The sequence below is a fragment of the Actinoplanes sp. NPDC051470 genome (genome assembly GCF_040682035.1).
GTDB lineage: Bacteria > Actinomycetota > Actinomycetes > Mycobacteriales > Micromonosporaceae > Actinoplanes.
In genome coordinates this window covers 41885-68455 of record NZ_JBFBAA010000038.1, presented here as the reverse complement: position 1 = coordinate 68455, position 26571 = coordinate 41885, and the positions used below count along the sequence as shown (strand labels likewise).

28 protein-coding genes and 1 pseudogene are annotated in these 26571 nt (G+C 72.2%); 18 read left to right on the top strand and 11 right to left on the bottom strand.

Features of this window, described 5'->3' with window-relative positions:
- The first annotated feature begins 63 nt into the window (after positions 1–63).
- The 3 genes from AB0M54_RS41475 to AB0M54_RS41465 are packed head-to-tail and all read left to right on the top strand — an operon-like array spanning position 64 to position 3775.
- Complete coding sequence (locus AB0M54_RS41475; protein ID WP_364477704.1) at positions 64–1209, top strand: glycosyltransferase; 1146 nt, start codon at positions 64–66, stop codon at positions 1207–1209.
- Positions 1206–2288 carry a glycosyltransferase gene (locus tag AB0M54_RS41470; protein ID WP_364316704.1) on the top strand — a complete coding sequence of 361 codons (1083 nt, stop codon included), beginning with the start codon at positions 1206–1208 and terminating at the stop codon, positions 2286–2288. Before AB0M54_RS41475 ends, AB0M54_RS41470 begins: the two co-directional genes overlap by 4 nt.
- A gap of 8 nt (positions 2289–2296) precedes the next feature.
- On the top strand, positions 2297–3775 hold the full coding sequence (locus tag AB0M54_RS41465; RefSeq protein WP_364477701.1) for a glycoside hydrolase family 130 protein: 1479 nt from the start codon (positions 2297–2299) through the stop codon (positions 3773–3775).
- 77 nt (positions 3776–3852) lie between these two features.
- On the opposite strand, the gene AB0M54_RS41460 is transcribed toward AB0M54_RS41465, so the two are convergent.
- Both AB0M54_RS41460 and AB0M54_RS41455 read right to left on the bottom strand, forming a co-directional pair.
- On the bottom strand, positions 3853–4842 hold the full coding sequence (locus AB0M54_RS41460; RefSeq protein WP_364316710.1) for a hypothetical protein: 990 nt from the start codon (positions 4840–4842) through the stop codon (positions 3853–3855).
- Complete coding sequence (locus AB0M54_RS41455; RefSeq protein WP_364477698.1) at positions 4839–5354, bottom strand: SigE family RNA polymerase sigma factor; 516 nt, start codon at positions 5352–5354, stop codon at positions 4839–4841. Before AB0M54_RS41455 ends, AB0M54_RS41460 begins: the two co-directional genes overlap by 4 nt.
- Positions 5355–5840: 486 nt before the next feature.
- Here AB0M54_RS41455 and AB0M54_RS41450 point away from each other — a divergent pair, with 486 nt between their 5' ends.
- A complete protein-coding gene (locus tag AB0M54_RS41450; RefSeq protein ID WP_364477695.1) occupies positions 5841–6506 on the top strand; it encodes a hypothetical protein in 666 nt (221 codons plus the stop codon).
- Between the two features lie 14 nt (positions 6507–6520).
- Here AB0M54_RS41450 and AB0M54_RS41445 read toward each other — a convergent pair whose 3' ends face one another.
- Complete coding sequence (locus tag AB0M54_RS41445) at positions 6521–7336, bottom strand: methyltransferase domain-containing protein (RefSeq protein WP_364477692.1); 816 nt, start codon at positions 7334–7336, stop codon at positions 6521–6523.
- A 388-nt stretch (positions 7337–7724) separates the two neighbouring features.
- Here AB0M54_RS41445 and AB0M54_RS41440 point away from each other — a divergent pair.
- The 5 genes and pseudogenes from AB0M54_RS41440 (at position 7725) to AB0M54_RS41420 (ending at position 12288) form a co-directional block, all read left to right on the top strand.
- Positions 7725–8835 (top strand): annotated as a pseudogene (locus AB0M54_RS41440) (GGDEF domain-containing protein).
- Between the two features lie 122 nt (positions 8836–8957).
- Positions 8958–9992 carry a Gfo/Idh/MocA family oxidoreductase gene (locus AB0M54_RS41435; RefSeq protein WP_364477689.1) on the top strand — a complete coding sequence of 345 codons (1035 nt, stop codon included), beginning with the start codon at positions 8958–8960 and terminating at the stop codon, positions 9990–9992.
- A gap of 43 nt (positions 9993–10035) precedes the next feature.
- Positions 10036–10794, top strand: a complete 759-nt coding sequence (locus AB0M54_RS41430; protein WP_364477686.1) for a class I SAM-dependent methyltransferase — start codon at positions 10036–10038, stop codon at positions 10792–10794.
- Between the two features lie 114 nt (positions 10795–10908).
- A complete protein-coding gene (locus AB0M54_RS41425) occupies positions 10909–11475 on the top strand; it encodes a sigma factor-like helix-turn-helix DNA-binding protein (protein WP_364316727.1) in 567 nt (188 codons plus the stop codon).
- A 246-nt stretch (positions 11476–11721) separates the two neighbouring features.
- Positions 11722–12288, top strand: coding sequence for a hypothetical protein (locus tag AB0M54_RS41420; RefSeq protein ID WP_364477684.1), 567 nt, complete (start codon positions 11722–11724; stop codon positions 12286–12288).
- Here the strand turns inward: AB0M54_RS41420 and AB0M54_RS41415 are convergent.
- The 5 genes from AB0M54_RS41415 to AB0M54_RS41395 all read right to left on the bottom strand — a co-directional run bounded on the left by AB0M54_RS41415 (position 12262) and on the right by AB0M54_RS41395 (position 17519).
- Positions 12262–13041, bottom strand: a complete 780-nt coding sequence (locus AB0M54_RS41415; RefSeq protein WP_364477681.1) for a methyltransferase domain-containing protein — start codon at positions 13039–13041, stop codon at positions 12262–12264. The genes AB0M54_RS41420 and AB0M54_RS41415 overlap by 27 nt on opposite strands.
- Positions 13038–13991 (bottom strand): aminoglycoside phosphotransferase family protein, encoded by a 954-nt coding sequence (locus AB0M54_RS41410; protein WP_364477679.1) that lies wholly within the window; start codon positions 13989–13991, stop codon positions 13038–13040. The genes AB0M54_RS41415 and AB0M54_RS41410 overlap by 4 nt, the downstream gene beginning before the upstream one ends.
- Positions 13992–14002: 11 nt before the next feature.
- Positions 14003–14455 (bottom strand): DUF1990 domain-containing protein, encoded by a 453-nt coding sequence (locus AB0M54_RS41405; protein ID WP_364316742.1) that lies wholly within the window; start codon positions 14453–14455, stop codon positions 14003–14005.
- A gap of 138 nt (positions 14456–14593) precedes the next feature.
- Positions 14594–16507: an N-acetylmuramoyl-L-alanine amidase gene (locus AB0M54_RS41400; protein ID WP_364477676.1), complete on the bottom strand. Its 1914-nt coding sequence runs from the start codon at positions 16505–16507 to the stop codon at positions 14594–14596.
- Positions 16508–16634: 127 nt separating this feature from the next.
- Positions 16635–17519, bottom strand: coding sequence for an NADP-dependent oxidoreductase (locus tag AB0M54_RS41395; RefSeq protein ID WP_364316748.1), 885 nt, complete (start codon positions 17517–17519; stop codon positions 16635–16637).
- Between the two features lie 196 nt (positions 17520–17715).
- Here AB0M54_RS41395 and AB0M54_RS41390 point away from each other — a divergent pair, with 196 nt between their 5' ends.
- The 3 genes from AB0M54_RS41390 (at position 17716) to AB0M54_RS41380 (ending at position 20461) form a co-directional block, all read left to right on the top strand.
- The gene (locus AB0M54_RS41390) at positions 17716–18861 is read left to right on the top strand and encodes an MFS transporter (RefSeq protein WP_364477673.1); all 1146 of its coding nucleotides are present in this window, start codon (positions 17716–17718) and stop codon (positions 18859–18861) included.
- A 530-nt stretch (positions 18862–19391) separates the two neighbouring features.
- Positions 19392–20156: a DinB family protein gene (locus AB0M54_RS41385; RefSeq protein ID WP_364316754.1), complete on the top strand. Its 765-nt coding sequence runs from the start codon at positions 19392–19394 to the stop codon at positions 20154–20156.
- A gap of 56 nt (positions 20157–20212) precedes the next feature.
- Positions 20213–20461, top strand: coding sequence for a hypothetical protein (locus tag AB0M54_RS41380; protein WP_364477670.1), 249 nt, complete (start codon positions 20213–20215; stop codon positions 20459–20461).
- Between the two features lie 117 nt (positions 20462–20578).
- Here the strand turns inward: AB0M54_RS41380 and AB0M54_RS41375 are convergent, their stop codons facing one another.
- Together AB0M54_RS41375 and AB0M54_RS41370 are read right to left on the bottom strand one after the other, a co-directional pair.
- On the bottom strand, positions 20579–20977 hold the full coding sequence (locus AB0M54_RS41375; RefSeq protein ID WP_364477666.1) for an MmcQ/YjbR family DNA-binding protein: 399 nt from the start codon (positions 20975–20977) through the stop codon (positions 20579–20581).
- A gap of 467 nt (positions 20978–21444) precedes the next feature.
- Positions 21445–21843 carry an NUDIX domain-containing protein gene (locus AB0M54_RS41370; RefSeq protein ID WP_364477664.1) on the bottom strand — a complete coding sequence of 133 codons (399 nt, stop codon included), beginning with the start codon at positions 21841–21843 and terminating at the stop codon, positions 21445–21447.
- 270 nt (positions 21844–22113) lie between these two features.
- On the opposite strand from AB0M54_RS41370, the gene AB0M54_RS41365 reads away from it, so the two are divergent.
- From AB0M54_RS41365 to AB0M54_RS41350, 4 genes are all read left to right on the top strand, one after another.
- Positions 22114–22575, top strand: coding sequence for a GNAT family N-acetyltransferase (locus AB0M54_RS41365; RefSeq protein ID WP_364477661.1), 462 nt, complete (start codon positions 22114–22116; stop codon positions 22573–22575).
- Positions 22576–22692: 117 nt separating this feature from the next.
- Positions 22693–23196: a hypothetical protein gene (locus AB0M54_RS41360; protein ID WP_364316766.1), complete on the top strand. Its 504-nt coding sequence runs from the start codon at positions 22693–22695 to the stop codon at positions 23194–23196.
- Positions 23197–23218: 22 nt separating this feature from the next.
- Complete coding sequence (locus AB0M54_RS41355; RefSeq protein WP_364316769.1) at positions 23219–23860, top strand: bifunctional 4-hydroxy-2-oxoglutarate aldolase/2-dehydro-3-deoxy-phosphogluconate aldolase; 642 nt, start codon at positions 23219–23221, stop codon at positions 23858–23860.
- Positions 23857–24777, top strand: a complete 921-nt coding sequence (locus AB0M54_RS41350; RefSeq protein WP_364316771.1) for a sugar kinase — start codon at positions 23857–23859, stop codon at positions 24775–24777. The genes AB0M54_RS41355 and AB0M54_RS41350 overlap by 4 nt, the downstream gene beginning before the upstream one ends.
- 16 nt (positions 24778–24793) lie before the next feature.
- On the opposite strand, the gene AB0M54_RS41345 is transcribed toward AB0M54_RS41350, so the two are convergent.
- Positions 24794–25516: an SDR family oxidoreductase gene (locus tag AB0M54_RS41345; RefSeq protein ID WP_364477658.1), complete on the bottom strand. Its 723-nt coding sequence runs from the start codon at positions 25514–25516 to the stop codon at positions 24794–24796.
- 133 nt (positions 25517–25649) lie between these two features.
- Here AB0M54_RS41345 and AB0M54_RS41340 point away from each other — a divergent pair, with 133 nt between their 5' ends.
- On the top strand, positions 25650–26192 hold the full coding sequence (locus AB0M54_RS41340; protein WP_364477655.1) for a cysteine hydrolase family protein: 543 nt from the start codon (positions 25650–25652) through the stop codon (positions 26190–26192).
- Positions 26189–26569: a hypothetical protein gene (locus tag AB0M54_RS41335; protein ID WP_364477652.1), complete on the top strand. Its 381-nt coding sequence runs from the start codon at positions 26189–26191 to the stop codon at positions 26567–26569. The genes AB0M54_RS41340 and AB0M54_RS41335 overlap by 4 nt, the downstream gene beginning before the upstream one ends.
- Positions 26570–26571: the final 2 nt, after the last annotated feature.

The window sequence follows — 26571 nt, the reverse complement described above, 5'->3', positions numbered from 1 at the left end:
GCTCAAATCGGACACCCTAATGCTGCTGCGGGGAGGCAGCCCCGAGTCCAGGAAAGGCCGGCCATGCCTGCGTCGTACGGCTTTCTCAGCACCTATCCACCGACCCAGTGCGGTTTGGCGACCTTCAATGCGGCACTCGCCACGCATTTGAACGCCGGACATCTGGGCAACGGCGTGGTCCGGCTGGTGGCCGGCGACGACCAGGGCGGCCTGGCCGTGGACAAGGCGGCGCCGCGGGTGACGCACACGTGGCACACCGACCAGCCGGGCGGCTGGGTCGCGGCGGCCAACGCGCTGAACCGGTTCGACGTGGTGATCGTCCAGCACGAGTACGGCATCTACCCGGGCGACGCCGGCGAAGAGGTGCTGCCGCTGCTCCGGGCGCTGAAGAAGCCGAAGATCGTGGTCCTGCACACCGTGCTGGCCAGCCCCGACCCGCTGCAACGCGTGGTGTTGGAGCGGATCGTGGCCACGGCCGACGCGGTGGTCACGATGACCGACACCGCCCGCCGCCGGCTGACCGAGTGCTACCGGGTCGAGCCGCGCAAGATCTCGGTGATCCCGCACGGCGCCAACAGCCACGCCACGTCGGCCAAGGGCCGCACCGAGGTCCCGCACCTGCTGACCTGGGGTCTGCTCGGCCCCGGCAAGGGCATCGAGTGGGCGCTGCGCTCGCTGGCCGAACTGGCCGAGCCGAGGCCGGTCTACACGGTGGCCGGGCGTACCCACCCGAAGGTCCTGGAACAGCACGGGGACGTCTACCGCGACGGGCTGAAGAAGCTCGCCGCCGACCTGGGCGTGGCCGACGTGGTGCGCTGGGAGGACCGCTACCTCGACCAGGCCGAGCTGAGCGCGCTGATCCGGTCGGCCGACGTGGTGGTGCTGCCGTACGACTCGACCGAGCAGGTCACCTCGGGCGTGCTGATCGAGGCCGTCGGCGCCGACGTGCCGGTGGTGGCGACCGAGTTCCCGCACGCCGTCGAGCTGCTCGCCGACGGTCCCGGGCTGCTGGTGCCCCACCAGGACCCGCCGGCCATGGCGGCGGCGATCAAGCGGCTGCTCGCCGACCCGGGCACCACCAGCCGGCTGACCGGGCTGGCCGGCGGGCCGACGCTGCGCTGGCCCGCGGTGGCCGCCCGCTACCAGGCCCTGGCCGGCAAGCTGCTGGCCGTCCGTACGCCCGCCACCGCGGCGAGCGTTCCGGCGTGACGCAGACATTGCGGCTGGTGCCGCCGCCGCCCCGACTCACCGACGCGCCCGCTCCGAGCTGGGCGCAGATCGCCCGGCTGTCCGACGACGTCGGCCTGCTGGAGCACGCCCGCAACGCGACGCCCCGGCGCGAGCACGGCTACTGCGTCGACGACGTCGCCCGCGGCCTGCTGGTCGCCTGCCGGGAGCGCCAGCCGACCGGCGCCGTGGTCACACTCACCGAGCGCTACCTGGCCTTCTGCGCGCACGCCCTGGGCCCGGACGGCGGATGCCGCAACCGGCTGAGCTACGAGCGGCGGTGGCTCGACGAACCGTCAACCGGCGACTGGTGGGGCCGGGCGCTCTGGGGGCTGGGCACGGCCGCCGCCCGCAGCACCGTCCCGTGGATCCGGCGTGAGGCGATGGAGGCGTTCCTGATCGCCGCCCGGCAGCGGTCCCCGTGGTCGCGGGCGATGGCGTTCGCCGGGCTGGGCGCGGCCGAGGTGCTGCGGGCCGACCCGCGCCGGACCGAGGCGGCCGACCTGCTGGCCGACGCGGCCACGGTGATCGGCGTGCCCGGCTCGGGGGAGTGGGCGTGGCCCGAGCCCGAGCTGACCTACGCCAACCCGGCGCTGCCCGAGGTGCTGATCGCGGCCGGTGACCTGCTCGGCGACGAGCACCTGCTGGCCGACGGGCTGCGCATGCTGGCCTGGCTGTGCGCCGAGCAGCAGAACGACGGGCACCTGTCGGTGGTTCCGGTGGGCGGCTGGCGGCCCGGCGTACCCAAGCATCGGTTTGATCAGCAGTCGATCGAGGTCGCGGCGACCGCCGACGCCTGCGCCACCGCCGCCGCGGTCAGCGGGGACGAGGGCTGGGACGCGCGGCTGTTCCAGGCGATCGCCTGGTTCCTGGGCGACAACGACACCGGCACGGTGATGTACGACCCCCAAACCGGTGGAGGTTATGACGGGTTGACACCGGATGGTCCAAATCTGAACCAAGGTGCCGAATCCACCCTCGCCCTGCTCTCCACGCTGCAGCACGCTCGTGCCCTGGCGGCGCGGAGATGCGCGACCCGACCCTCAGGCGGCTTAGCATGACCGCAACCATGAATCCTCCACAGCTCGCCACCCGGCTCGACCTCACCATGGCGCCCGACGACCGGCGCACGGTGATCAAGCTGTTCGTGCCCGGCGAAGACGCCCAGCTCGTGCAGAACCGCGCCTCCGGCCTGATCGAGCGCATCCTGCAGCTCGACGAGGAGCAGATCGGCCGGATGCTGGAGGAGGTGCTGTCCCGGTTCGCCGGCCGGCACCACGACCTGACCGGCGTCTTCGCCCACCACTACGAGCTGGTCAGCCACCGCGTCCCGGCCGAGATCGAGCTGTCGCCGGCCGCCCGGACGCTGATCGGGGCCTACTTCAGCCACGAGTACTCGGTCGAGGCGGCGGCGCTGTGCAACCCGTCGATGGTGCCGCACCCCGACCAGTCCGACATGCGGGCGGGTGAGCTGCGCGCGGCGATCAGCCTGCGCCAGATCGGCGAGGGGCACATCTCGTCGATCGGGTTCGCCACCGCGATCCTCGGCCCCGGCCCGCAGATCCAGCTCGAGGACCGCGGCGGGCCGCTGATGATCGGCCAGCGGGTCGGCGCCAAGCACCTGCTCGAACAGCTGGCCGCCGGGCTGGCCGACGCCGAGATGGACAACGAGGCTTCGGCGTACGTGCTGTCGGCGCTGCCCGACCGCTACGACGACGAGGAGTTCGAGGACGTCCTCGGCCACCTGCCGTCCGAGCTGATGTCCCGGCCCACCACCCAGGAGACGCTCGAGGTCATCCGCCGGATCGTCAGCGCCGACTACGCGGTCGCCTTCCCCTGCACGGTCGGTCTGGACCAGCGGGTGCTCTGGCCGTCCACGCCGGCCGAGAGCAACGGCATGGAGGACGCCCGGTTCGTGCAGGAGATCGAGCCGGACGGGCGGATCATCTACCACGCGACCTACACCGCGTACGACGGCCGGCAGATCGGCGGCCGCCGCGTCACCACCCGCGACCTGCGGCACTTCGAGGTCACCGCGCTGTACGGCCCGGCCGCCCGGAACAAGGGCATGGCCCTGTTCCCCCGGCCGGTCGGCGGCCGCCGCCTCGCCCTCTGCCGCTCCGACGGCGAGACCCTCGGCCTGACCGTGCTCGACGAGCAGAACCGCTGGCAGCCGGCCGAGCCGCTGCTCCTCCCGCACCGCGGCTGGGACCTGATCCAGGTCGGCAACTGCGGCTCACCGGTGGAGACCGAGGCGGGCTGGCTGGTGCTCACCCACGGGGTGGGCCCGATGCGGCGGTACGCGATCGGCGCGATGCTGCTCGACCTCGACCACCCCGAGCGGGTCCTCGCCGACCTCCCCGGCGGCCTGCTGGAACCGGACGAGGAGGAGCGCGAGGGCTACGTGCCGAACGTGCTCTACTCGTGTGGCGGCCTGCTCCACGACGGGATGTTCTGGCTCCCGTACGGCGCCAGCGACGTCCGCGTCGGCTTCGCCTGCATCGAGCTGGACCGGCTCCTCGAAGCGATGGTGCCGGTCCAGCACTGATGCCGTTCGCCGGCCTCGATCTCCGTGCGGGCGCTGGCCTCCTCCTTGCGGTCGGCGGCCTACTTTCCGTCGGCGGCCTACTTTCCGTCGGCGGCCTCGACCAGGCTGAGCAGTTGCCGGCCGAGCCCGGCCGGCGCCTTGACGCGACCGCCGGCGGTCGAGACCGCCTGCGGGCAGGTCGCGTCGCCGAGCACGACGGTGATCGAGTCGGCCCGCTTCTCCCGTGACTCGTTGATGGCGAGCGCGACCGTGCCGGATCTCTCCAGGACGCATTCCTCACCGGCGGGCACGGGTTCGCGCAGCTGGGCGAGCTTGGCCCGGATCTGGGACAGGGTGGCGGCGTCCTGCGCGGTGACCATCTGCGGAGCTTCGCCGAGGACGCTGTCGAAGGTGGCCGGCAACACCAGACCGCCGGAGCGCGGGGCGGGCGCGCCGGCCGGCCAGGTGACCCGCGGCAGCAACTGCTCGTGGCCATCGTCGTCCCCGGCGGAGATGCCGGCCGTCGTCGCCTCGACGTCGTTGCCGAACGCGGTGTAGGTCCACATGGAGTCGACCATGCCGAAGCCGCCCCGCTGAACCTGGATCGGCTGACCGTCCTTCACGATCAGCCGGTCCGGGGTGAGGCTCCGGCCCATGCCCGTCCGGACGACGACCATCCACGCCCTGCCCTCCGACTCGCAGCCGCCGAGGCTGTCCCGGGGCTGCGGCGCCCGCCCGGCTCCCCAGTGCTGGGCGAGATAGACGGTGTTCGGTTGGGCCGTGCACGGCTCGAAGCCGTCGACCCGGCTGGTCTGCCAGCCCTTCGGCACGGCGACCGTCAAGCCGCCGAAGGTTTCCGTCGACCCGGGCGCCCCCGTGGCGTCGGGCCGGTTCGGAATCCCCATGACGACGGGCACGGCCACCACGGCCGCGACCGCGGCGGCGACGAAGCCGGCGGCTCCCAGGGAACGGCGGCGCCGCACACTGCGGCGGCCCAGATCCACCAGGCGGGCGGCGGGATCGGTCTCGGCCGGGGTCACCGACGCGGCCGCGCGGTCGAGCAGTTCGCTCACTTCGTTGTTGGTCACTGCATCTCCTTCGAGGTCTCCAGGAGCAGGCCGCCGGCCCGCAACGCGGCCAGGGCACGGGACGTGCGGCTCTTCACCGTTCCGACGGCGACGCCGAGGGTCTGCGCGACCTCGGACTCGGAGGCGTCGGCCCAGAACCGCAGCACGAGCACCACCCGTTGCTCGGCCGGCAGCCCGCGCAGCACGTCGAACATCTGCACGCTGAGATCCGACTGATCCGCGAAGCCCGGGCCGGACGCGTCCGGCATCTCCCCGGTCGGCACCTCACCGCTCCAGCGCCGCCGCCGCGCCCGCATCGCCGTCCGCACCATCACCCGACGCACGTAGGCCTCGGGCCTGCCGTCCGGCCCGCCGAGCTTGGGCCAGGACCGGTAGGCCGCGATCAGTCCTTCCTGCGCGAGGTCCTCACCCAGGCGGCCGTCCCCGGCCAGCAGCGCTCCGAAGCGGACGATCTCGCGGTACCGCCCGGCCACGAACTCCTCGTAGCCGCCGGTCTCCACTCTGCGAAACAAGCCCATGCCCTATTAAGGTCCCTGGACCCCCACTCTGGTTCCGCGCCCTTTGCTCTGAGCGCGTATAGGCAACACATCGATGGTGGCGGTATCCGGATGTCGCCCGCATCCAGGTGGTGCCTATACGCGCTCAGAGCAGAGGGCCGCGGGGTGGGGGTCGGGCGCGGAGCGCCGGGAGGGTGACCACGCGCGGTGCCTGTACGCGCTCAGAGCAAAGGGCGGCGGGCTGGGGTGGGCGCGGAGCGCCCGTAGGGTGACCACGCACGCGGAATGAAGGTCGCGCGGCTCTGTTTTGGCCGCGCCAGCGGCCAGGAGCCGGGTGACCGGCCTCGGCGGGAGCGACGGTCTGTACCTCCCGCCGAGCTACGACATCAAGCTCTTGATCCTGGTGGGGAAGGGCCGAAGGTATACCTGGTGTCGACGAAGGTCGCTGGCGAAAGAGCGCCGGTCTGGCGTTGACTCGGCGCTGTGTATGACGGGGATGCCGTGACCACGCCGGTGGGGCTGCGGGTGTTGTTCTGGGCGCTGCCGCCGGTGCTCGGGGCGGCCGTGGTTTTCGGGGTCGAGCGGCTGGCCGATGTGGTGGTGGAGTGGCGCTGGGTGCCGTGGAAGGGGCTGTTCCGGGTGATCCACGAGATCCCCGAGCCGTGGGCGACCGGCGGCGCGCTGGTGGTCGGGGCGCTCCTCGGGCTGGTGCTGGCCGCGATGGTCGACGCCGAATCGCTCGCCGTCCGGGTCGACGGGCCCGACCTGGTGCTGACCCGGCCCGGTGTGCGGCGGGTGGTGCCGCGGGGCGAGGTGGTTACCGCGTTCCGGGACAAGGGCAAGCTGGTGCTGCTCGGCCGGAACGGGCGGGAACTGGCGCGGGAGCCGTCGAACACGTCACCCGCCCGGGTCGAGCCGTTGCTGCGGTCGTACGGGATCGCCTGGGCCGAGAAGGACCCGTTCGCGGACGCGTACCAGCGGTGGGTCCCGGACTCGCCGGAGGTGTCGGCCGCGGCCAACGCGGTCTTCGCGGCCCGGCAGAAGGCGCTCGAGTCGGACGACGACCGCGACGTGGCCGAGCTGCGTGAGGTGCTGGCCGGGCATGGCTACGTGGTGCGGGACGAGCGGAAGAAGCAGTACTGGCGCCAGGTCGGCCAGAAAAGCTAGAACGGCTAGAACGGTTAGAACGGCTCGAGGACGGTGCCGGTCACCACCCAGATGGTGAGGACGGCGAGGAAGTCGCCGCGCTCGCCGGCCGCCGCCACCTCGGTCAGCCACGGGTCGCGGTGCCCGTCCGGCCACATCCCGGCGTCGGCCGGCACGACCGGGTTGACCATCGGGAGCACCACGGCCGCCGAGGCCGGCGTACCGAAGAAGAGCGTGACCGGCACCGCCGAGACCTCGCCCAGGCCGTGCCGGACCAGGCGCGATCGCAGCGTACGGCCCATGTCGCGCTGTTCCGGGGCGAAGGTGCTCAGCGTGTGTGCCACCAGGGACCCGGTCAGCTCGGGGGACATCCCGTCGAAGGCCAGCGAGCGCCAGTCGGTGTCGATCAGGCAGATCCGGCCGCCGGGGCGGGTGACCCGGCGCAGCTCGGCGATCGTCTGCTCGGGGTCGGGCACGTGTTGCAGCACCCGCTCGCACCAGACGCCGTCCATGCTCGCGTCGAACAGGTCGAGGTCGGCGATGTCGCCCTGCTGGTAGTCGACGTTGCTGCCGTCGTGCCGGCTGCGCGCCGCCTCGATGTGCACCGCGGAGAAGTCGACCGCGGTGACCGAGCCGGTCGGGCCGGTCCGTCCGGCCAGCATCCGGGCCACCTCGCCGCCGCCGCAGCCCGCGTCGAGCAGGTGCTGACCCGGCCGTGGGTCGAGGGCGGCCATCGCCGCCGCGCGTACCCGCTTGATCTCCGGGTGGCGGGACATCGCCTCCAGCGACGTGATCAGCAAGGCCAGCATGGGCGCGGGCATTCGGTCGAGGTCGGCGAAGGGTGTGCCCACCGTTGCATGGTCCATTCCGCCATTGTGCTGATCCACCGGCCGTGATCCGGGCGCTCGTCGGCCATCCGACAAGCTTCCGGCGTATTAATGCCTCGCTCAGAAATGCCCGGTTTCGGCCGAACGGGGAAAGGTGAGGCGGCTACGCGCGTGGGTTCCGGACACCAGCCTGGGCCGGGTCCGGCTGGTGGCGACGGGGATCTCCGTGCTCGGGCTGGCCGGGCAGACCACCAGCATCGGCGGCGCCACCGGCTCCCCGGCCTGGGACCACGCCGGGCGGATCGCGCTGCTCACGCTCGGCGCCATCGTGCTGAGCACCTACGGACGGGACCGCGCCTGGCCGTGGGAGCCGGTGGTGACCCCGCTGCTCTGCGTCGCCGCCGGATCGGCGATGGACGGCCCGGTCCCGGTGGTCGGCCTGACCATCGCCATGCTGCTGGTCCAGTCGTTGTACGGGAGCCGGCGGGGCTGGGCCGTGCGGTCGGCCGGCGCCATCCTCGCCGTACCCGCCGCGCTCTGGTTGTCGCCCAGCCCGGCCCAGGACATCTCGTTCGACGCGCCCGGCGCGCTGAGCGTCATCCCGCAGATCACGCTGACCACGGTGATCGCCCGGATGATCTACCACGCGCTCACCACCCAGCAGTTCCTGACCGCCCGCGACGCCGTGCTGGCCTCGGCCGGCGCCGCGCTGCTGGCCGCCTCCGACGGCGCCGCGGTGCACCGCGCGGCCCGCGACGCCGCCGCCGAGCTGATCGCGCTGTCGCCCGGCACGGTCGTGCTGCTGTGCGCCCCGGACGCCGGCGGTGTCCTGGTCATCGGATGTGTCGGCCCGGCCACCGACCTGACCGGGCAGGTGCTGCCGGAACGGGTGCTCACCGAACCGGCCACGGTCCTCGAGGGGTTCGCCGACTGGCACGTCGAGCAGCTGTCCGGCGGCCGGCACCGGATGATCGGCCACCCGCGGCGGGTGCCGCCCGGCATGATCAGCGCGTTCCGCTCGCTGACCCGGGGTGTCGAGCTGAGCGAGGCGACCCGCCGCTCACACGACGAGCTGGACCGCCGGGCCAACCACGACCACCTGACCCAGCTGCCCAACCGGGCCAAGTTCTTCGCCGAGCTGGCCGTCGCGGTCGGCCGTGGCCCGGACGGCACGATCGCGCTGCTGAACATCGACCTGGACGACTTCAAGCAGGTCAACGACACCTTCGGGCACGCCGCGGGCGACGAGCTGCTGGTCCGGGTGGCCGAGCGGCTGGGCCGGCGACCGCGGGGTGGCCGCCCGGTTCGGCGGCGACGAGTTCGCGCTGATGCTCGCCGGCGTGCGCGGGCCGGGCGAGGCGGAGCAGGTCGCAACGGATCTGGGTACGCGGCTCAGCGCGCCGCAGCGGCTCGCCACGGCCACGGTCACGGTCGGCGCCAGCATCGGCGTGGCCGTCCACGAGCCCGGCGTCAACGCGGCGGCGCTGACCCGGCGCGCGCGACCTCGATCGTGCAGGGCGTGACGTCCCCCGAGCAGGTCGAGTCGCTGCGCCGGACGCGCGCCGTCGCAGCTCAGGGGCCGTACATCAGCCCGCCCGTGCCGGTGGATCGAATCGCGTCGGTGATTGCTGCTTAAGATCGTCACATGTCTGAAACCGCTTCGGTCAAGTTCGCTCTGGTCGGGTACGGCTCGGGCGGCCGGATCTTCCACGCCCCGCTGCTGTCCTCGGCCGAGGGCGTCGAGTTCGCCGGCGTGGTCACCACGTCGCCGGAGCGGCGCGCCACGCTGCCGGACGGGCTCAAGGCGTACGACTCGCTGGCGCAGGTGGCCGAGGACGGCGTACGCGCGGTATCCATCTCCACCCCGGCCGCAACTCACGCCGACCTGGCCAAGGAGGCCATCTCGCTGGGCCTGGCGGTGGTCGTGGACAAGCCGTTCGCGCTGGACGCCGGGTCGGCCCGCGAGGTGGCCGCGGCGGCCGAGGAGGCGGGCGTGCCGCTCACCGTCTACCAGAACCGGCGCTGGGACTCCGACTTCCGCACCGTGCAGCGGCTGGTCGGCGACGGCACGCTGGGCGAGACGCGGCGCTTCGAGTCGCGCTTCGAGCGCTGGGAGCCGGCCCGCGAGATCGGCGCGTCCGGCGGCGGCACGCTGCGCGACTTCGGATCGCACCTGGTCGACCAGGCGCTGGTGCTGAACGGCCCGGCCACCCGGGTGTACGCCGACGTGCGCTCCGCCTCTGAGCATGATCTGGACGACGACTTCTTCGTCGTGATCAACCACGCCTCCGGTGTCGAGTCGCTGCTCTGGGGGACCTGGCGGCAGGGCGCGCCCGGGCCGCGGTTCCGGGTCACCGGCACGACCGGCACCTACGTGGTCGACGGGGTGGAAGGCATGGACGGGCAGGAGGCGGCGCTGAAGGCCGGGCGTACGCCGGCCTCGCTCGGCGACCGCTGGGGTGTCGAGCCCGAGCACGCCTGGGGCCGGCTCTACCGGGGCCGGGCCGGCGCGCCGGTGCGCTCGGAGCGCGGCCGGTGGGATCAGTTCTACCCGCTGTTCGCGGCCGCGGTGCGCGGCGAGGGGCCGCTGCCGGTCGACCCCAACGACGCGGTACGCGCCCTCGAGGTGCTCGACGCCGCCCGGATCAGCGCGGCGACGGGCACGGCGGTCGAACTGTAAAAGACGTTGCCCGGTGGACGATTCCGGTCGAAGATCGTCCACTGTGCAGCAGACGTGGCGGCTCTTCGACCGGTTGGCGTCCTCGTACGACGAGGTGGTGCCGTTCTTCGCATCGTTCGGCCGGTCGATCGTCTCGGCGCTGGATCCGCCGCCAGGATGCCGCTTCCTCGACCTCGGGGCCGGGCGCGGGGCGTTGACCGATCCGGCCCTGGCCCGCGGGTGCCGGGTCACGGCGGTGGACGCGGCGCCCGGGATGACCGAGCGGCTCGCGGCGGCGTACCCGTCGGCGACGGTTCTGACCTTCTCCCTGGGCTTCTCGGACGAGCTGCCGCTGCCCGCGGCGTCATTCGATCTGGTCGCGGCGGCGTTCGTCGTGCATGTGCTGGACGACCCGGCGGCCGCCGTCGCCTCGGCCCACCGGGTGCTGGCGCCCGGCGGACGGTTCGCGATGACCGGGGGCGGGCATCCGTCGTCCGGGTTCGTCAGCGGCCTCGATGACCTGTTTGCCACCTTCACACCCCACCTGCCGCCGGGCGGAAGCATGGGGGCGCTGCTGCCGCCGGCCGCGTTGCTGGCCGGCTTCGACGACGTCCACGAGGTAATCGTCACCTCCGAGGTGCACATCCCTGACAACGATGTCTTGTGGCGCTGGGTGATGTCGCACGGTTACCGAGCGTTCGTGGAGGACCTCCCACCTGGTCCGCGTGCGTCCTTCGAAGATCACGTGCGTGAGCTGCCACTTGGTGACGGGATGCTGCGGCGCAGCAGCTCCCTGTGGATCGGGACCAAGCCCTCGGGGTGACCATCCGTATCAGGACGGCGAACACGGGTAGTGATGCGGGTAGTTTCCCCGTGTCCCCCGTGCCGGTGCTGACGAAAGATGGAAAACACCAATCGCAGCAGAGAGGGGAACGCCATGGGCCGCCATGCCGCCGGCCGCCCGCCTTTGCATGCCGACCTCTTCACCCCGCCGCCCGGCAGCAGCGCCCGGCAGGCCGGCGAAGCCCGTTCCTCGGCCGCGTTCGAGGCCCTGGTCCGGCCGCACCGCGCCAGCCTGCGGGACTACGTCCACAAGCTCACCGAGGGCGACGACGCCCTCACGGAGTCGATCGTCAAGGAAACCCTCTACCGAGCCTCCCAGGACCCGGCCCGCTATCCGCAGCGACCCTCCGCCGTCCGCCCGTGGCTGGTTCTGATCGCCCGCACCGCGCTCCGCGACGGCGAACGCCTGGCCCCCGCCGGCCATGACGACCGGCCCGACCTCGTCCCGTTCACCGCACCGACCTCAACCACCATCCTCGGTGCGATGGACGCCCTGGCCGACACCCACCGAGACATCCTCGTCGAACTCTTCTACCGCGGCGTCTCCCTCGAGGAGGCGGCCCACCACCGCGGCGTCCCCGTCGAAACCGTCAAGGCGTGGCTGTACTACGCGATGCGTGCGCTCCGCGGTGTGATCGATCGCCAGGTGGGCGATCAATAGACCTTCCCGCCGAGCCGGTCACGCCCCCCGACCGGCTCGGATCCGGAGAACAACCTTGCCCCCCAGGGTCGACTCCGGTGAATGGCGGGCCGGCGTCGTCGCGGCGGCGCCGGCCCCCTCCAGGAGCCCGTTGCTCTCGAACGGGCTCCGGCGCGGGGCCGGGCTTCACCCCTCTGAAGCCCGGCCCACCCGCTCCCGTTGGCACCCATGGATGCGCTGGTCAAGCGGCGTTACACTGCCGCGGTCATGGCAGCTCGGAGCGGGAGTCGGACGCGGTCCTGGTGCACGGCGGCCGGGGTCGCGGTGGCCGTGCTGCTGCTGGTGGCGAGCAGTTCCCCGCCCGGGCGGCGGCCCGAACCGGCGACACCGAGGGACCCGGACGTCACCCTGGTCGCTCTCCGCCGGCACGCTGTCGACGTCCTGGCCGCCGACGGCTCGACCCCGCCCACATGGGACGCCTGGGTCGAGGCTCCCGACGGTGTCAGTGTCGACGCCGTGGCGGGAACGCCGGCCTCGAACCGGCTGACGCTCAGGTTCATCGGCGCGAACGGGCCCGCGACGGAACCGTGCGGTGCCGACTACACCGCCACGGCGGTCGAATCCGGCGCCGCCGTCGCGCTCGTTGTCGTCGAGGATCGCGGCGGCGTGCCCTCGTCGCCGCGGAGCGAGTACGGCGACGACCTCGTCGAGATCTGCACCCTGGCGGGCTTCCCGCGTTCCGGCACGGTGACCCTGACCAGGCCGCTCGGCCATCGCGCCGTGCTGGACACCCAGAGTGGCGCCCAGCTACGCGTCGCGCGGGGTTCCGGTTGACGCGCCGGCCCGTTTCGCTTCGATGAGGGTTCGGGTGGAGTGGGCGGTGAAGGCGCCTTCGGCCTGGATGTGGGTGTGCAGGCGGCGCAAGGGGTCGAGGTAGCGGTCGACGGTGAAGTCGGGGACCCACCAGACGCACTTGCGCAGGATGTAGACGACGGCGCCGATGTCGTGGAAGTGCATGCGGAGGCGGGCGGTTCGGAGAGAGATGATCTCCAGGCCGGCGGCCTGCGCGGCGGCCGTCTCGGCGGACGGGGATCGGCGGTCGCCGTCGCGGGGGAGGGGGCCCAGGAACCACTCGCTCAGCTCGATCGCCGATTGCGGGCCGACGTGCTGGGCCAGGTAGGTGCCGGAGCCGGTCAGCACGCGGGCGATCTCGGGCCAGTCCGGGCGGACCGGGTGGCGGCTGGTCACCAGGTCGAAGGATGCGTCGGGGAACGGCAGGGGCTCGCCGGGGGAAGCCGGCACCACCTCGGCGCCGCGGGGGGTCAGGAGGTGGCGGGCGCGGGCGATGTTCGGGGGCCAGCCCTCGGTGACGGCCATGCGCGGCGGGAACACCGGGGCCTCGGCCACCACTTCGCCGCCGCCGGTGTCGATGTCCAGGGCCGATGTCGCCTCGGCCAGGCGGGCCGTCAGCAGGTGGGAGTAGCGCCACGGCGGGCGTTCCTCGGTGGCGCGGCCGGTCAGCCAGTCGAAGTTCCAGCCCGAGACGTCGGCCGCGGCGGCCTCGGCGATCAGGGTTTCGAAGGTCATATCAGGGTCAGCGCCTCGGTCAGGTTGTGCTCGGCGATGGCCGCCATGAAGTCGCGGTCGGGGAACGGGCCGTCCAGCAGGCGCAGCGGGCCCGCCGTCAGGGACAGGCGCTGGGTCAGCAGGTAGAGGGCCAGCCGGGCCTCGTCCAGCCCCTCGGCGGCGACCAGGGTGTAGTCGTCGTGCAGGCGGATCTCGAGGAAGACGTGTTCCCACTCGACGTCGAAGTACATCAGGTCCTCGATGTCGATCAGCGCCGGTCGGCCGGCCGCGTCGACCATGACGTGGTCCAGGCCCAGTTCGCCGTGTACGACGGAGAACTCGGCCCGGGAACGCACGGCGCCGTGCAACTCGTGCAGGCGCGCGGCGAGGCGTGGCTCCGCGTCGGCGATGCGCTGGTCACGGGCCGCGGCCTCGGACAGGCAGCGCAGGGCGAAGCCGAGAGCCGCCGCCTCGCAGGTGGCGGCCCGGGAGCGGCCGCCCGCGTCGACCAGCGCGATCTTGCCGAAGGCGGGCGCCCGGTGGCGGCGCATGCGGGCCAGGTCGCCGGCCAGGCGGGCGATGATCGGCTCGGCGGTGGCCCGGTCGCGCTCCAGGAGCTCCTGCAGGTTGTCGCCGGGGAAGTCCTCCACGATCGCCAGGTGATCGTCCTCGACCAGGTGCAGCGCGGGGACCCGCAGCCCGAGCGCGGCCAGCCGGGCGTGGGCGGCCAGGAACAGGCGCAGGCCGGTGGCGGGGGAGAACGGGTCGAGGTCGTCGTTGTCGTGGGCCGTGGCCGGCCAGTAGTTCTCGGCGTCGGTCCAGACGTAGGCGATGGCCGTGGTCGCGTCGTCCAGCCTCAGGCGGTAGACGCCCTTGTGGCTGCCGCCGGCCAGGCGGTCGAGGCCGGTGAGCCGGCGGCCGGGGCCGAAGGCGGCGCGCACCGGCCCGGTCAGATCGGGCGTGGGGATCACGAGGCCGGACCCTACGTGGACCGGGCCGCCGCGAGGTAGCGATTTGTCGCCAGCGACTGCGCGACGCGGGTCAGCGGACCACCCGCCCGGGCCAGCCGCGTGGCGGGCCGGCTGAACGCCCGTATCTCGAACCGGGTGCGGGTGACCAGGAACAACTCTTCGCCGGACTCGGGATGCCCGGGCAGCGTGCCGTACGCGAAGCCCCGCCGGCCGGGCTCGTCGACCACGTACACGACACGGCACGGAATCGTCAGGAACGCGAGACGCATGACCACCGTGAGGCCAGGCGTAGGAGGCGGCGCCGAAATGGTTAAAAAAGCGCGGCGATGGATGGACCAGCTCATCAGGGCGCCGGCCACGCGCTCGAAGTCGGAGATCGGCACGGACCGGGTCAGGTGATGGAACCCCGCGGGCAGGTCGGCGTCACGGGTGGCGCCGACCTGTGGGTAGGTGAAGTGACCCATGCCCCGACGTTAAGCCCGGAACGGGCGCAACGGCCGCAACCCACCGCCTGGGTCGCCGAGTGGGAACGGGGCCGTGGTGTGCCCGTACCGGAAAAAAGGCCGGACCCGAAAGACTCGGGCCCGGCCACAACAAAACCCTTAGCGGAGAACGACCAATCCATCGACGACAATGCCGGGGCGAGTCCCGCTGCTGACGATGCGGACCGTGTGGCGGCCGCTCGCGCCCCAGTTCTTGGCCCAGATCGCCACCCGGTTGACCGTCTGGCGGCTGCTCAGGTCGAGCGTGCCGGTGTTGACGCCGTCCACGTAGATGGTGGCGCGGCCGCTCGCCGGTGTTCTGGTCACGGCCAGTGCGGCCGAGCGGCCGGTGAACGTCCACGCGATGCTGGAACCCCTGGTCGTGCTCTGGGAGGCGGTGCCGCTCAGGTACAGCGGGTTACGCACCGTGGCCCAGCGGCCGGAGTGGGCGGCCGTCGCGTCGTTGACCATCGACGGGGTGCGGACGATCTTGCCGACCGTGGTGTTGCCGGGACGGTCGACCGCCTTGATCGCCCAGGCGCGGGCGGCGTTCGGGACCGCGACCGTGTCGAAGGTGCGCCGGCCGACCCCGAAGAACACCGGCCGCGGGCTGGTCAGGGCCAGCGTCCGCAGGCCGCTCGGGTCGCCGACGCCCCAGCCCAGGCGCACCGGAACCGAGCCGTTCAGGCTGCCGGGCCGCAGGATCAGTGATGGACCGGACACGAACGTCGGCGGCGTCGCGTCGACCACCACCGTGCGGGTCAGGCGGGTCGTGCGGCCGGACAGGTGGATCGCCAGGACGGTCACCGTGTGCCGGCCGGGGCGCATCCGCAGCAGCGCGATGCGGCCGGCGCTCGAGGCCGAGGTGACGTGCCGGCCGTCCACGTACACGTCGAACCGGCTCATCATCATCGTGGGCGTGGCCAGGCCCCAGTACACCCGGATCGCGCCGCGCGCGTAGTAGACCGAGCCGCCGGCGACCGCCCCGTACACCGCGCGCATCCGCAGCCCGGCCGGCGCCGCGCCGGCCACCCGGCGGATCGCGGGCAACTGCCGGTAGAGCGACCCGCCGGGACAGGTCGTCTCGTTGGTGTCGCGGTGGCCGGAGATCCGGTTGAGTACCACCTTCGTGCCGCGCGCGAAGAGGTCGCTGCCGCTGGAGATCAGCGCCGACCGGCCGATCGGCGGCACCCGGTACATTCCCAGCTTGTACGCGGCGACCTGGGCGACCACGTTGCGGACCGTGGCCGGGGCGCCGACGCCGTCGTAGTTGCCGATCACGGCGATGGCGCTGCTGTACGAGTTGAAGCCGAGCGTGTGCGCGCCCAGCACCGGCCGCGTCACGCCGCCCCTACGGCCCTCGAAGAGCGTCCCGCACTTGTCGACCAGGAAGTTGTAGCCGATGTCGTTCCAGTGGTTGCTCTTCACGTGGTACGCCTCGATGCCGCGGACGATCCGGGCCGAGTCGGCGCAGCGGTAGTTGTTGGCCGTCGCGGTGTGGTGCACGAAGAACGCCCGCACCGACGGCGTGTACTCGGGCGCGTTCTTCACGATCGACTCGTCGGCGCCCCAGCCGGCCCGGCTCACGTAGCGCGGGATCGGTCGCGGCGGGAGGGCGGCTTTTCGCGCGACGTCGGTCTCGATGTGGCGGGTGTCCGGGTTGATCAGGTCGAGGCGCAGACCCCGCGGGAGTACGCCGTCCGTGGTGTGCGCCTCGACGGCGTCGGAGGTGTCCACCCACACCGGGTCGGTGCGGCCGCGGCCGAAGCTGTCGGCGCTGCCCGGCTCGGCGGGGGAGCGGCCGTCGCTCTCCAGCGGCTGCCAGGCCGACCACCGGCCGGTCGCCGCCGAGCGGGTGCGGACGGTGATGGTCGTGGCCAGGGCGGCCGCCGGGTCGTCCCAGGTGGCGCCGACCAGGGCGAACGGGCGGGTCTCCGGCGCGGCGGCGGCCCGGTTGGCCACGCCGATCGGCAGGGTCTGGAGCACCGGCGCTTCCGCGGCCAGCGCCGGGTTTGGAACGGACAAAACGGTCATCAGTACGACGGCAGCGGTCACTTTCGGAACGAGAGTCACACCTGTCCCCTCCGCAAGATAGGTACCAAGTTCCCCGAACAGGATGAAACGTCCGGGCGGCGGGCGGGGTGGCTTTCGGCAAAGGGGCCTACGGCTGCACGATCAGCACTACCTTCCCCCGCCCGTGCCGGGACTCGACCGCGGCGTGGGCGGCGGCCACCTCGGACAGCGGATAGGCCCGGACCGGCATGAGCAGGGCGCCGTCGGCGGCCAGCCGGGCGACCTCGGCGAGGCGGGCCGGGTCGCGCGGCGCCCGCACCACCCGGCCGCCGGCCGAGTCGTCGACGATGGTGCCGATCCGGTCGACGCCGAGCTTGATCGAGGCGGTGACCGCCTCCGGGCCGGCCGCGTCCAGTGCCACGGTCGGCACGAGACCGGTCGCGACCACATTCTCGACCAGACCGGCGCCGTACGCGACCGGCACGGCGCCCAGCTGCCGCAGGTAGTCGTGGTTCGCCGGGCTCGCCGTGCCGATGACCTTCGCACCCAGGCGCCGGGCCAGCTGCACCGCGACCGTGCCCACACTGCCGGCCGCCGCGTGCACCAGCAGCACATCGTCCGGCCGGAGGTCGAGTTCCCGCAGCGCCCCCGTGGCGGTCTGTCCCGCCGCGACGATCGCCGCCGCGGCTGGGAAGGACAGGCCCGGTGGCTTGCGCACGACGTTCGCGGCCGGGGCGATCAGGGCGGACGCCTGCCCGGCCAGCATGGTCGAGCCGAGCACCTCGTCGCCCACCTCGAAGCCGGCGCCCGGACCGACCCGGTCGACCACGCCGGCGTACTCCTGGCCGATCCCCGACGGGAAGGTCACGTCGAGCCACGGCATCCCGCCCGCGCGCACGGCCACGTCGAACGGCTGGACGCCGGCCGCCCGCACCCGTACGCGCACCTCGCCCGGGCCGGGTTCCGGATCGGGCCGCTCGACGACGTGGAGGACATCGGGCGGCCCGAAGCGGTCGAACACGGCGGCTCTCATGCCGCGAGCGTGCAACTTGAAGTTCGGTTGAGGTCAACCTAGGGTTCTGGCGTGACCCCGATCCTGGCCGCCTTCGCCCAGTGGGTCACCCCTGATCTGCCGCTGTACGGCAACGACCACGACCGCGGCGACTTCGCTCCCTGAGCGACACGGTCCCTCCGTGTCCCCTGAACCCCAGATCCGGGAGCGATCACCCATGCCCGATACCGGGATCCGTGCCGTCCTGCGTGCCCCGCAGGTGGCCCTCGTCCTCTCCGCCAGCCAGATCGGCCGGTTGCCACTGGGCTCGGCGCCGCTGGCCCTGCTCATCTTCGCCCGGCAGGCGCAGAGCCTCGCGCTGGCCGGGATCACCGTCGCCGTCTTCACCGCCGGGATGGCCGTGAGCGCTCCGGTGCTCGCCCGCACGGTCGACCGCTGGCGGCAGACGCCCGTCCTCTGGGGATCCGCGGTGCTGTCCGGCCTCGGCTACCTGCTGGTCGCGTCCGGCGGCCGGAACCTGGTGCTCACCCTGGCCGGCGCGGCCGTCGCCGGTCTCGGCACGCCGCCGCTCGAAGCCTGCCTGCGCGCGCTGTGGCCGGTGCTGGTGCGGCCGGCCGCGGTGCCGGCGGCGTACACCCTGGACATCGCCGTCCAGGAGATCATCTTCGTGGTCGGCCCGCTGATCACCGTGGCGGCGGTCGCCGTGGCCGGCCCCGCGGCCGGGCTGATCACCGCGGCCGTGCTCCAGCTGGCCGGCGTGGCCGTGTTCACGCTGGCCCCCGCCGTACGCGGCTGGCACGGCCAACCGGCCCACCGCCACTGGGCCGGCCCGCTGCGCGTCCACCGCTTCGCGATCATGGTGGCCGGCGTGGTCTGCGCCGGCGCCGCCGTCGGCAGCCTGCCCGTGACGCTGACCGGCTACGCCGAGGCGGCCGGCGACCGTTCCCTGACCGGTTGGCTGCTCGCGGCCCAGGCGGCCGGCGCGCTGACCGGCGGCCTGCTCTACACCCGAGCCACCCCCGGCGACGCCCGCCGCTTGCCGTTGCTGGCCACGGCGCTGGCCGTCGGCTACCTCCCGCTGCTGACGGTCCCCGGCGTAGGCGTGATGGCCGTCCTGGTCACGATCAGCGGCCTGGCCCTGCCACCCCTGCTGACCGCGGTCTTCCTCACCGCCGACCGCCTGGCTCCCCCCGGCACCGCCGTCGAGGCGTTCGCCTGGATCATGACCGCGTTCACCGTCGGCAGCGCACTCGGCGCCGCCCTGACCGGCACCCTGGTCGAGACCCAACTCTGGTACGGCTTCGCCTTCGCCCCCATGGCCGGCCTGCTCGGCGCCGCGTTCATGACCCGGGTGGCCCGATGACCATCCCACCAGTCCCTGAACCCCGCCCAGGTCGTAGGCGACAGCATCGACGACGCCCAAGCGACCCAAAGGGCCCGCGGAGCAGGTGCCAGACACCGTTGCCATTGGGAGGATCCGGCGGAAACGCCAGCCCCCGCAACCGCCGGCACCGACCCAGGGGCTCGATGTGCGGCGGGGTGGCAGGTAGGACGGATCTTCAAACCCGCCGCCCGGCACGGCGTGAACGGATCGGCCACGGGCCAGACGCGCGGCAGGCGGCCGACGTCTGCCACCAACTCGGCCTGGGCACCGAAGCCAAAGACACCGAAGGCGTCCGAGCCAAGCTGAAACGACTGGTCAAACGCAGTGTCCTGTCCGAACCCGAGGCCGGCCTGTTCACCCTGGCCGGCGCCGGCCGAACCGACCAAACAGCCCGCGACCAGCAGCCCTAACTCCTCACCAAACACGAAACACACCTAAAGCGCGCCTATCGCCCTCTCACGTTGTGCCATTCACTGGCGCGGGCGGGACGGATACGGGAAACTGCCCCGATGCCTGCTGAGTACACCCAAAGTGACCAGTTCCGTGGTGCCCGCATCCACCTATGCGACCTCTCCGGCCTCGAGATTCGCGATTGCGACGTCACCGGCCTGAAGATCGTGGACTGCTATGGGGGCAACGTCTCCCTCGGTGGCGGCTTCGAGCGTGTCGTTGTCAACGACGTCGACGTGACCGCCTACGTCGAGGCCGAGCTCGACCGGCTGCATCCCAACCGGGTGCTGGCCCGTGAGGCCACGTCCGCCGCCGAATACCGGGCCGCTTGGGATGCCATCGAGAAGCAATGGGAGGAGACGCTCGACCGCGCCAGGCGCCTACCCGAGGCGAAGCTGCACGAGCAGGTCGACGGCGAGTGGTCGTTCGTCGAGACGCAGCGGCATCTGCTGATGGCCAGCGATGCCTGGATCGGCAACGCCGTGCTCGAGGAGGACGCGCCGTACCACCCGTTGGGCCTTCCTGGCGGCGGGATGCCGGCCGAAGCAGCGGCGAAGCTCGGGCTCACCCTCGATGCCACCCCGACGCTCGACGAGGTACTCGCGCCGCGGCTGGCCCGCATGGCCACGATGCGCCGGCTCGTCGACGAGCTCACCGAGGCCGAGCTCGATCGGGTGTGTGGTCGCAAGCCGGCGGACCCATATCCGGACCGGGAGTACGTCGTGCGCCGCTGCCTCACGGTGGTGTGCAAGGAAGAGGCCGAGCATCACCGGTATGCGGTCCGCGACCTCACCGTGCTCGAGGCCGATGCCCGAACCGGGTGAAGGCGCGTCCCGGCAATGGACGGCGATCTCGCGATCCTGCGCTTGACCAGCCCATCTTGCTGTCGGAGCCCCTCATCGCACCCACACTGCCCAGCCAGGGCGCGGTGCCGGCCGGCGAGGTAGTCACGACCGGCTACGGAAAGACCAGCAATGCGGGCTTCCCCCACGAACGACGCGAGGTCTTCCTCGATGTCACGCCGCGGTGGACCTGCGAAGGCATCTACCAGTTCGTGAAGCCGATCACGCCCGGAACGAACTGCACCCGCAAATCCGGCCAGACGGCCGGAGCATGCGGCACTGGGTGATGTCGTCATCGGAATCGTCTCCTGAAATATCTCTGGCCAGTGCGGCAACCCGACCTATCCCACCGTGAATCAGCACCGAACCTGGATAAGCGGCAACGTGGGGAGGTAGCCGGCGGTTCATCCACCTGCCTTCAGCCGGAACGCGAGGCGGCGAGGTGCCTGCACGCGGTAGCTGTCCGTCACCAGCTCGGCAACCTCGACCCAGTCCGTCTCGTCGTCCAGCACCATTCCCACGACATTCACACCCCAGTCGGCCCGGAAGAACGGAGGGCCGGCATGCGCCAGCGCGGCCAACTCCCCGGGCGGCGCCCGGAAGGTCATCAGGATGGCCGGATCGTCCGTATCGATGTACGCCGACCGCCTCCCGTCGGTGGTGTAGACGTGCAGGAACGTCCGCCGGCGAATCCGCCACCGCAGGCCGATCCACGCCGGCTCCTCGTACGCCTCGGGCAGCTCCCCGCAGATCACCCGGAGCCGGCCCACAACGGCGGGTGGAACGTCCGCGATGTCGCCCATCTGTACCTCCCGCGCCCATCCTGCCCGCCGGTTAGGACATCAGCACATCAGAGCAAAGGGCCGAGGGCATCTACAGCCGGACCGTGAATTTGGTTGGTCAGATGGCGGCCGTCAGCTCGATCAACGACGGCATGTTCAACCAGGGCCGTGATAGTGGTGGGCGGCTGACGCGTATGGCGGCGATGTAGACCCTCGATTGCTGGGGGTCGGGGGGCCGTTCGTGGTGGCGAGCGTCGCGTCGGCCGATCCCGGCGAGGGTGCGTTCCACGAGCCGGTGGCGGGAATCTTCGACGGCATCGGCCCGCGCGACGCCACCCGCGAAGCCGGACAGGCCGCTACGACGCCTTCGTGCTTCGGCGCGGGTGGTTGGACAATGCGTTGGCGTTGGCGTTGGCGTTGGCGTTGGCGTTGGCGTTGGCGTTGGCGTTGGCGTTGGCGTTGGCGTTGGCGTTCGGGTTCGGGTTCGGTCAGTGGAGTTGGCCGTCGTCTCGGAGCTGGTCGAAGATCAGTTTGTCCACAGGGGAGACTCGGTTGCGGTCGGCGTAGGTCAGCCAAGCCAGCTCGGCGATCTCGGCGGCCGGGGTGAGGGTGCCGGAGTAGGTGGCGGTGTAACAGGTCATGCGGACCCGGATGCCCTGGGGGTGGGCGTGGGCCTGGGCCTCGAAGATGCCGGCGGGGGCGGCCGTGGAAGGGTCGATGGCTACGGTCAGTTCCTCGCGGATCTCGCGCACCAGGGTGTCCAGATCGGACTCGCCGGGCTCGCGTTTGCCGCCGGGGAGGTAGAAGGCGTCCCGGTGGTGGCTGCGGGTGCTGAGGATTGCGCCGTCGCGCACGTGGATCCAGGCGATTTTGTCGATGTCGGGCATGTCGGCCGTTCCTGTCGGTGAGCAGAGCCGGACAGGTTATCGCGTCGCCGCCGGCCGGATTGCTGCGACGGTCAAGGGCTGCCAACAAACGCGGTGCGCAAACGAGGCGGTTGGGGAAGGCCGCGGATCCGGTGGTCGTCGAGGTCGCGGCAAGGAGGGGGTCGCGTCGCCCGGCCGGATGAACACAGGGGTAGGGGCTCCGTGGAGAAACAACGCGGGCGAGAGGTGATCTTGTCGGGGGAAGGGCGGCGCGGCTTAGAGTCGGTGGTCATGGGTGTGGGGGTGGAAGTTGTCGAGGAAGCGGGCGACGAGGTTGTCACTGCGCTGGCTCGGCTTATGCCTCAATTGTCGCCTCTGGTGGATCTGATCGGTGTGGAAGCTGTGGGGGTGCTGGTCGCCTGGCCCGGTAGCCGGGTGCTGGTGGGGCGGCTTGACGGGGAGATTGTCGGGACTCTCACGCTTGTGGTGTTTCCTACGCCTACGGGGGTACGGGCACGGGTTGAGGATGTTGTGGTGGATGTTGGGTGCCGGGGGCGGGGAGTCGGGTCGGCCCTGCTGCTCGAGGCGGTTCGGTTGGCCAGCATTGATGGGGCCTACACGATTGATCTCTCGTCCCGGCCGTCGCGGGTGGCCGCCAATCGGCTGTGTGAAGAGTTCGGGTTCGAACTGGGGGACGATCGGGCCTATCGGCTGAATCTGCCTCGGCGGGGGCGGCGGCGCTCGGGAGAGTGACGGACCGGTCACGCCCGGCGGTCGCGGCACGGCCTGGACGGGCCGGTCAGGCCGCGGAGCGGGAACGGTGCCGTGCTCGTGCGTACCCGGAAAAAGGGTGACCGATACCGTTAGCCCGTGTCTCCGATCCCGTGGTGGGCGCTGCCCCTCGTTGCCGTCGTGTTCGCGCTGGCGGGCGCCGGTGTGGCGCTGCTCGTACAGGCCCGCACCGACTATGCCCGCAGCCGGTACCGCCGGACGAAGCGGTGGTACACCGAACGCAAGTCCGCGTACGTCGACCTGATGGCCGTGTTCGAGCGGGTCGTGTACCGGCTCCGCACCGAGGACAAGACCCCGGACGCGATGGCCTACCTGGGCGAGGTCGGTCCTCCGCTCGCGCAGGTGCGGCTGCTGGCCTCGGGGCCGGTACGCAGCGCCGCGCTCGCCGTGCACCTTCAGCTGGAACAGCTGCACGCGACCAACGGGCCGGCGCCGCCGGGGGTGGAACCGCAGAAACACGTCCGTGAGCTGCTCGCCCAGGTGCCGCTGGTCATGCAGGAGTTGGAGGCGGCGATCCGCGAGGAGCTGGAGATCCGGACCGAACCCCCGCAGCGGAACGTGGTCCGGCAGGATCGGAGCTGACACCGACCCTGAGGAGGGCGACATGTCGGAGATGGACAGCACCACCGCCGCGCTCGTACGCAGCGGGGTGGTCGCGGTGCTGCGGGCGGCGTCCGCGGACGGCTTCGCGGCGGTGGCCGACGTGCTCGTCGGCAACGGGATCACCGCGATCGAGGTGACGCTCACCTCGCGCGGGGCGCTGGACGCGCTGGCGGTGCTGCGGCGCGAGCTGCCGCCGTCCGCGGTGATCGGGGCCGGCACCGTGCTCACCCCGGACCAGGCCAAGGCGTCGGTCGACGCGGGCGCGGCGTTCCTGGTGTCGCCGGTCGTCGACCCGGCCATGCAGCAGGACTTCGGCGTGCCGTTCTACCCGGGCGGGCTCACCCCGAGCGAGATCCACCGCGCCGCGCAGGCCGGCGCCGGGCTGGTCAAGTTGTTCCCGGCGTCGGCGGTCGGCCCGGGCTACCTCAAGGATCTGCACGGCCCGCTGCCCGGCACCCGGATCATGCCGACCGGCGGCATCGGCCTCGACGACATCACCGCCTGGCTGAGCAGCGGCGCCTCCGCCGTGGGTCTGGGCGGGCCGCTGCTCGGTGACGCGTTCACCGGCGGCGACCTGGGTCAGCTCGCGGTGCGGGCGCGGCGCGCGGCCGAGGCGGTCGCGGTGGCCAGGTTCGCCGAATGAGCGGGCTCTTCACCTTCGGTGAGACCATGGGCCTGGTCGCCGCGGACGGGATCGGTCTTCTCGAGTACGCCCGGAGCTTCTCGTTCGCCATCGGCGGCGCCGAGAGCAACGTGGCCATCGGGGTGGCCCGGCTCGGCGGCCGGGCCACGTGGCTGGGGCGGGTCGGCCGGGACGCCACCGGCGACCTGATCGCGAACCGGCTGCGGCACGAGGGCGTGACCACTCACGCCATCCGGGACGACGCGTTCACCGGCCTGATGGTGCGCTACCGGCGGACCGGCGCGCTGACCCACGTCGACTACCACCGGGCCGGGAGCGCCGGGTCGCGGCTGTCACCGGCCGACCTGCCCGCGTCCTTCAGCGACATCGACATTCTGCACGTCACGGGCATCACGCCGGCCTTGAGCGCGGGCGCCCGCGCCGCCGTGTTCCAGGCCGTCGAGCAGGCCCGCGCCGACGGGGTGACCGTGTCGGTCGACGTCAACTACCGGGCCAAGCTGTGGTCGCGGTTCGACGCCGCGCCGGTGCTGCGTGATCTGGTGACGCGGGCCGACATCGCGTTCGCCGGCCCCGACGAGGCGGCGCTGTTCGTGGGCGACGGCGATCCGGTGGCCGGGCTGGCCGGGCTCGGTCCGGCCGAGGTGGTGGTCAAGGACGGCGCCCGCGGCTGCGCCGCCTTGATCGAGGGCCGGCGGTACGAGGTGCCGGCGCTCGCCGCGACGGTGGTCGACCCGGTCGGCGCCGGTGACGCGTTCGTGGCCGGCTACCTCGCCGACCGGATGGCCGGGGCGGCCGCCGGGCCACGCCTGCGGACGGCGATCGCGGTCGGCGCGTTCGCGGTCACCACCCCGGGCGATTGCGAGGGGCTGCCCTACCGGGACGACCTGGTGGCGGCGACCGACAACGTCACGCGGTGACCCCGCCCAGCCGCCTTCAGCCGCCCAGCCCGCCGCCGGCCCGGAGGTTCTGGCCGGTGATCCAGCGGCCGTCCGGCCCGGCCAGGAACGCCACGACATCGGCGATGTCCTCGGGCTGCCCGACCCGGCCGAGCGGCGTGTGCGCTTCGATCATCGCCAGCTGCTCGGGCGAGTTGGTGGTGCGGAGCAGGTCGGTCTCGGTGGCGCCCGGCGAGACCGCGTTGACGGTGATGCCGCGCGGGCCCAGCTCTCCCATGAGCGCCCGCCCGAACTGCTCGATCGCGCCCTTGGTGCCCATGTAGAGGGCGGCGCCGGGCGCGGGCATCCGGGTGTTCATCGTGGACAGTGTGATGATGCGGCCGCCGTCCCGCATGTGCCGCGCGGCGTGCTGCATGGAGAAGTAGACCGACCGGGCGTTGACCGCCATCACCCGGTCGTACTCCGCCGGGGTGACCTCGGCGACCGGCGCCGGCGAGAACCGCGCGGCCGCGTTGCACACCAGGATGTCGAGGTCGTCGACCCCGGCGAACAGCGTGTCCACGGCGTCGTCGGCGGCCAGATCGACCCGGACGGCCCGTGCGCCGGGCACCGCCTTCACCACCTCGGCCGCGTCGTCGGCCCGCGAGTGATAGCTGAACACGACGGTCGCGCCGTCCCGCCCCAGCCGTTCGACAATCGCCCGCCCGATCCCCCGCGAGCCGCCCGTCACCACCGCCGTCTTCCCGGTCAGATCCCCCATCGCCCAAACCTATCGCCCACCTTCGATATCCCGCTGCCCCTGTCCGATCAGCCCCGCAGGGTGACCGGATCGTTCCGGGAGGGGGCTCGAACGTGACTTCCGCTGGGGTAAGCGGGTGACCAGACTGTGCAGCATGACGAGTGCGTTGCTGGTGATTGACGTGCAGGAGAGCTTTCGACAGCGGAAGAACTGGGCGGAGGTGTCGAATCCGGGGGTGGCCGTGGAGGTGGGGCGGCTGGTGGATGCGGCCCGGGAGAAAGGGGGCGTGGTGATCTGGGTGTTGCACTCCGAGCCGGGGAGCGACACGCCGTTCGATCCGGAGTCGGGGCATGTGCGGCTGGTCGACGGGCTGGCGCCCCGGGACGGTGAGCCGGTTCTGACCAAGACGTCGCGGAACGCGTTCACGACCACGAATCTGCAGCAGCGGCTCACCGAGCTCGGGGTTCGGAAGGTGGTCGTCTGCGGGATCCAGACCGAGCAGTGCTGTGAGACCACGGCGCGGCTGGCGGCCGATCTCGGGTACGAGGTGGACTTCGTGACCGAGGCCACGGCCACGTTCCCGATCCGGTGGGACGACCGGGTGCTCGGCACGGACGACATCATCGAGCGGACCGAGTTCGCGCTCGCGGGGCGGTTCGCCACCATCCGGACGGTGAAGGAGCTGACCGAGGCGTGACCCGGGTCGTCTTCCTGTTGACGCCCGGTCTGCATCTGCTGGATCTGGCCGGGCCGGCGCAGGTGTTCGGGGCGGCGGCCGATGCGGGACATGAGTACGAGTTGCGGTACGTCGCGGGGCGGGCTGACGTACGTACCCATCAGGGTTTGACGGTCGTGGCCGAGACCGAACCGCCCAGAGTGACCACCGGCGATCTCCTCGTCGTGCCGGGCTGGCGGTCACCGCTGCGGTCGGGGGAGTTCCCGGACCGCTACCAGCAGTCCTTGCGGCTGGAGCGGGCCGAGCATCTGATCGGCCACGGATCCACCGTGGAAGCTGCCGCGAGGGCGGTCGGATTTGGCGACGCGCGCATGTTGCGGAGGCTTCGCAACCGTTAGGA

Coding starts and splice junctions, on each gene's coding strand:
- AB0M54_RS41405 (WP_364316742.1), bottom strand. CDS start 14,455: ATGGGTCACTTCACCTACCCACAGGTCGGCGCCACCCGTGACGCCGAC.
- AB0M54_RS41415 (WP_364477681.1), bottom strand. CDS start 13,041: ATGACCTTCGAAACCCTGATCGCCGAGGCCGCCGCGGCCGACGTCTCG.
- AB0M54_RS41425 (WP_364316727.1), top strand. CDS start 10,909: ATGGGCCGCCATGCCGCCGGCCGCCCGCCTTTGCATGCCGACCTCTTC.
- AB0M54_RS41365 (WP_364477661.1), top strand. CDS start 22,114: ATGGGTGTGGGGGTGGAAGTTGTCGAGGAAGCGGGCGACGAGGTTGTC.
- AB0M54_RS41465 (WP_364477701.1), top strand. CDS start 2,297: ATGAATCCTCCACAGCTCGCCACCCGGCTCGACCTCACCATGGCGCCC.
- AB0M54_RS41345 (WP_364477658.1), bottom strand. CDS start 25,516: ATGGGGGATCTGACCGGGAAGACGGCGGTGGTGACGGGCGGCTCGCGG.
- AB0M54_RS41435 (WP_364477689.1), top strand. CDS start 8,958: ATGTCTGAAACCGCTTCGGTCAAGTTCGCTCTGGTCGGGTACGGCTCG.
- AB0M54_RS41385 (WP_364316754.1), top strand. CDS start 19,392: ATGCCTGCTGAGTACACCCAAAGTGACCAGTTCCGTGGTGCCCGCATC.
- AB0M54_RS41475 (WP_364477704.1), top strand. CDS start 64: ATGCCTGCGTCGTACGGCTTTCTCAGCACCTATCCACCGACCCAGTGC.
- AB0M54_RS41355 (WP_364316769.1), top strand. CDS start 23,219: ATGTCGGAGATGGACAGCACCACCGCCGCGCTCGTACGCAGCGGGGTG.
- AB0M54_RS41375 (WP_364477666.1), bottom strand. CDS start 20,977: ATGGGCGACATCGCGGACGTTCCACCCGCCGTTGTGGGCCGGCTCCGG.
- AB0M54_RS41420 (WP_364477684.1), top strand. CDS start 11,722: ATGGCAGCTCGGAGCGGGAGTCGGACGCGGTCCTGGTGCACGGCGGCC.
- AB0M54_RS41395 (WP_364316748.1), bottom strand. CDS start 17,519: ATGAGAGCCGCCGTGTTCGACCGCTTCGGGCCGCCCGATGTCCTCCAC.
- AB0M54_RS41350 (WP_364316771.1), top strand. CDS start 23,857: ATGAGCGGGCTCTTCACCTTCGGTGAGACCATGGGCCTGGTCGCCGCG.
- AB0M54_RS41400 (WP_364477676.1), bottom strand. CDS start 16,507: ATGACCGTTTTGTCCGTTCCAAACCCGGCGCTGGCCGCGGAAGCGCCG.
- AB0M54_RS41340 (WP_364477655.1), top strand. CDS start 25,650: ATGACGAGTGCGTTGCTGGTGATTGACGTGCAGGAGAGCTTTCGACAG.
- AB0M54_RS41390 (WP_364477673.1), top strand. CDS start 17,716: ATGCCCGATACCGGGATCCGTGCCGTCCTGCGTGCCCCGCAGGTGGCC.
- AB0M54_RS41370 (WP_364477664.1), bottom strand. CDS start 21,843: ATGCCCGACATCGACAAAATCGCCTGGATCCACGTGCGCGACGGCGCA.